This window comes from Rahnella bruchi (assembly GCF_003614975.1).
Lineage (GTDB): Bacteria > Pseudomonadota > Gammaproteobacteria > Enterobacterales > Enterobacteriaceae > Rahnella > Rahnella bruchi.
Genome location: NZ_QZWI01000058.1, coordinates 1 through 590, shown reverse-complemented (window position 1 = coordinate 590; position 590 = coordinate 1). Strand labels below are relative to the sequence as shown.

1 protein-coding gene is annotated in these 590 nt (G+C 58.3%); it reads left to right on the top strand.

Going from position 1 to position 590, the window contains the following annotated elements; all coding sequences use genetic code 11:
• Positions 1–3: 3 nt before the first annotated feature.
• A partial coding sequence (locus D5398_RS25330) for an Ig-like domain-containing protein (RefSeq protein WP_425272778.1) occupies positions 4–590 on the top strand: 587 nt, incomplete at its 3' end.

Below are 590 nucleotides of genomic sequence, written 5' to 3'. Positions count from 1 at the left end.
GATGTGAGCTGGAACGTCAACCCTTCAACTGGCGAGTTATCTGCGGTATCAACGAAAACGAGCGCCCAGGGTGTCGCCACTGTGACGCTGAGCTCTCTGAGCGTCGGCAAATCGACGGTGACAGCATCGGTTAACGGCAAAACGGCGTCTTCTCCGGACATCGCATTTGTTGCGGATGCGGCCACGGCGAAAATCAGTACGCTGACGGCAGACAAAACGGCGGCGGTGGTTGCGGGTATTGACACCGTGACGCTGCAAGCGACGGTGCTTGATGCGACCAATCACCCGGTTCCCAATATCACGGTGACCTGGAGCAGCGATAACGCGGCGGGTGTCATCACGCCAGTATCAGGCGTGACGGACGTCAACGGTGTCGCCAGTGCGACGCTGACTTCTACGCTGGCACAGAACACGGTCGTGACCGCCAGTGCGGGCAGCAGTCAGAAAACATTGCCGGTGGATATAGTGGCCGATGCCAATACCGCGCAGGTGACGGTTATTTCTGATAAAACTCAGGCGGTCGCTAACGGCACGGAAGCGGTGACCTGGACGGCGACCGTCAAGGATGCCAATAACAATCCGGTGAATGC